Annotated in this window: 3 protein-coding genes, 1 tRNA gene and 1 pseudogene; 2 read left to right on the top strand and 3 right to left on the bottom strand. The window is 46.9% G+C overall.

Going from position 1 to position 3,037, the window contains the following annotated elements:
• Positions 1–327, top strand: a pseudogene (locus ABGY95_RS06220) (hypothetical protein); the annotation flags it as partial.
• A 153-nt stretch (positions 328–480) separates the two neighbouring features.
• Here ABGY95_RS06220 and ABGY95_RS06225 read toward each other — a convergent pair.
• On the bottom strand, positions 481–1,359 hold the full coding sequence (locus ABGY95_RS06225; protein ID WP_347440830.1) for a DUF2520 domain-containing protein: 879 nt from the start codon (positions 1,357–1,359) through the stop codon (positions 481–483).
• A 76-nt stretch (positions 1,360–1,435) separates the two neighbouring features.
• Positions 1,436–1,525, bottom strand: a tRNA-Ser gene (locus tag ABGY95_RS06230).
• A 410-nt stretch (positions 1,526–1,935) separates the two neighbouring features.
• Here ABGY95_RS06230 and ABGY95_RS06235 point away from each other — a divergent pair.
• Positions 1,936–2,235, top strand: coding sequence for a DUF6172 family protein (locus ABGY95_RS06235; RefSeq protein WP_347440831.1), 300 nt, complete (start codon positions 1,936–1,938; stop codon positions 2,233–2,235).
• A gap of 388 nt (positions 2,236–2,623) precedes the next feature.
• Here ABGY95_RS06235 and ABGY95_RS06240 read toward each other — a convergent pair.
• The coding region (locus ABGY95_RS06240; protein WP_347440832.1) for an OST-HTH/LOTUS domain-containing protein at positions 2,624–3,037 on the bottom strand (414 nt) is incomplete at its 5' end.

The following is a 3,037-nucleotide window of genomic DNA, read 5'->3' on the forward strand; positions in this document are numbered from 1 at the left end:
CCATCCTCTACCGGAGCTCCAGGCGGGAACAAGGTTGGTCAAACGATGTTTGATTACGTTGATGCTGAGGGGGACTTTCGCCGCTGCACCCAAGAGCTCCGTAAGCTAGGGATAGTAGTCCAACTACAGTCTAGCAATGAAGATGGCCTAGTGAGCAGAACTGTAGAAGAGCAGAAGCGTGACACTGAAATGCGTCAGGCTGGGGTGAAAAAGAATCGGTCTAACAGGTGTAAATACAGCTGCCCAAGTTGCAGCATGAATGTCTGGGGAAAACCCGAACTCCACATCGTCTGCGGGAGTTGCCAGCAAACCCTCACACGCGTCTAGCGGATCCGGAATCTGGCAGGTGAAATTCTTAATTGGAGCGAAGCTATCGTCGGCAGGGAAGGTTCTCCGAACCGTCCGGCGAGGTGGACTCAGTATATTCAAAAAAAACAGACACCTACCCGTGACGTGAAAGTTTGCAAAGCAATAGGGTGGCTAGTCCAACAACCGAGAAATCGCTGCTAGCTCTTCAGGCTTGGCATTCCCTTGTGCGGTACTGAGTTCAACAGCCACTTTTCCTAGGGTCTGATAGATGGCTAGGGTGTTGGTGTTTGTAGTCTGTAGGGCATCGATGTGGGCTGATACGCTATTGTGATCGCCGCGGGCGATAGGGCCAGTGAGAGCGTTTGTTGTGCCTTTCTGAAAGATGTTAGTGAGGGTGGTTTGCATCAAGGGTTGCATCATTTGGCTGGCAGTTGAGCGGTCAATCCCAGCTTTTTCAAAGAGCTGGACGCTAGCTTCTGTGAGCGCTGTGAGTTGATTGCAGCACAGAGCAGTAGCCGTGTGATACAGCGCCTTTTGTTCAGCATGCAGAGTAAAGCACGTTCCTCCAATTTTTTCGAAGAGAGGGGATAGAATAGCCAATGCATCGCTATCGCCTTCACAACCGCAATACGTGCCAGCGAAAGAATCTAAATCACTCAGAGCTTGAGCAAAACTCATCACAGGATGCACGCTGGCCACATGAGCACCAGTGGGCACGACCGTCTCTAACACCGAACTACTCAGCAGTCCGCTACAGTGGAATACAATAGAGGCATCATTGAGTTGACCACTGGCGGCAAGTTTTTCTGTAACCCCCTTGATCTCGGCGTCAGATGTAGTGATCATCCAGAGGTCGGCAATTGGCATAGATTCTAGATCTGAAGCGGTTGATCCGCCACCAATATGTTCTATAGCTGTTTCAGAGCTTTTGAGCGAACGATTAAGGACCGCACCGATGTTAACTAAGTCCGAATCATGCCAAAGCCTAGCTAGTGATTGTCCCAGCTTGCCAGCTCCTATGATGTTGAGTGTGTGCATTGATGCATCCATTGTGGAGAAGCTGAGTCAGATTTTAAAACACAAAAAAGCGAATCGGAATCGATTCGCTTTTTTTAAGCTGCCACGCTGGCAGAGGGGGTGAGATTCGAACTCACGGTAGGTTTAACCCTACGTCGGTTTTCAAGACCGGTGCATTAAACCACTCTGCCACCCCTCCGTGTTGCGTTAGCTGCGGAGGAAAGAAAACGTATTTCTTAGAATTTGGCAAGTAAACATTGGTATTTTTTTGCGCTTTTTTTATAAGTGTTTGATTATAATAGTGCTGATTGTGTCTGATTTATTTTAGCAATGATGCTCATTGCGACTATGTGCTGCGCTCAATCCTGCAAAAGGAGTGCGAATTCTGAGGTGTTGCAGGCAAACTTCATCATCATGCAGGCTTCAGCTGCTAAATTTCTAGAGATAAAATGCTATATCTCCCTCGTATCACTGGAAAACAACAAGTAGTAGCTTAGTGGAAGTTTGTTTTGCATCTTATGGGGATGCGTGTAGAGGTACGGTGCGACGGCGCACTTTAGGGCTCAAGTTTTCTTTCTGAGTGATGTTGTCACCAATCCAGAACAGATTATGAGAAAAGTATTTAGCCTTATTGACGAGAAGAAGAAGCCTGCACGTATGGTGGAAGCAGCAAAGAACACCATAAACAAGTACATCAAACGCGAGCGTAAGAAGACACTCACAGAAGGTATGGACTTCTGGGACTTTGATTGCCAGTTTGGTGCTGATGCAGAAGTGGCACTCCCAGTGCATTTTTCTCAGCTCTTTGTTGCTATCGATCAAGCCGAGAAGGACGCACTCGAGTCATTCTATGTGGAGATTATCGCTAAAGAAGTGAAGCGTACCAGAAAGCCAAAAGAAGGCCAGTAGACCTTACTAGAGTACAGTTGACAGTGTTCAGTTTTCAGGCTGACACGATGAAATAAGGGAGTCTACATCTAGGCTCCTTTTTTGCGTGCATGCGGTTACCAGATGAGGGGCATAGCCGGAATAACTAGCCTGATGAAATTTTATAATTTCTAATTCTTAATTCTTAATTCGTAATTAGATGCTAAGCGAGCTCTGCCACCCATCGCACGAAATTTCACGCATTAGGCTGCTGCCAATGTAAGCCCAGACTTCATTTTCTGAACACGGAACACGGAACACGGAACACGGAACTAGGCCGAAGCAATTGTTGTCTGAGAAAATGGGAAAGGCTCCTGACAAGTCTATGGATGAAGTTTACTACAGAAAAATCAGATCGATCTCGAGTCACCTATTGTGATGCGTTGCTTGGAGACTTCTTAGCTGCTTTCTTTTTCGAAGGATTTATTCTGACTTTAAAGTGACTGTCGCTGTGCTTGGTTTCCACCTTTGGGATAGCTTTGGCTAGGTCAGAGAGCTTTGTATGACCCCAAGTACGGGAATCGAAGTCGGGTGCTTGCTTGTTGATGTGACTACCCACTCCGCCCAGTGAAGCCCATCTGGAGTCATCACTAGTTGCATCGATAGCGGCTTTGAAATAATTGAAGAGTCTCGGGTCTGTGACAGGTGTGGCATTTGATGGACATTCAGCCTCTGGTTCAAGTAATTCAAGGTAGATGAATTTATCACAAGTTTCAACGAATGGCTTCGGCGTCTTTTTTTGTCCAAAACCATAGACTGTGAGCGACTGCTCTCTGATGCGTGC

The sequence above is a fragment of the Rubritalea sp. genome, from assembly GCF_039830215.1.
Taxonomy (GTDB): Bacteria; Verrucomicrobiota; Verrucomicrobiia; order Verrucomicrobiales; family Akkermansiaceae; genus Rubritalea.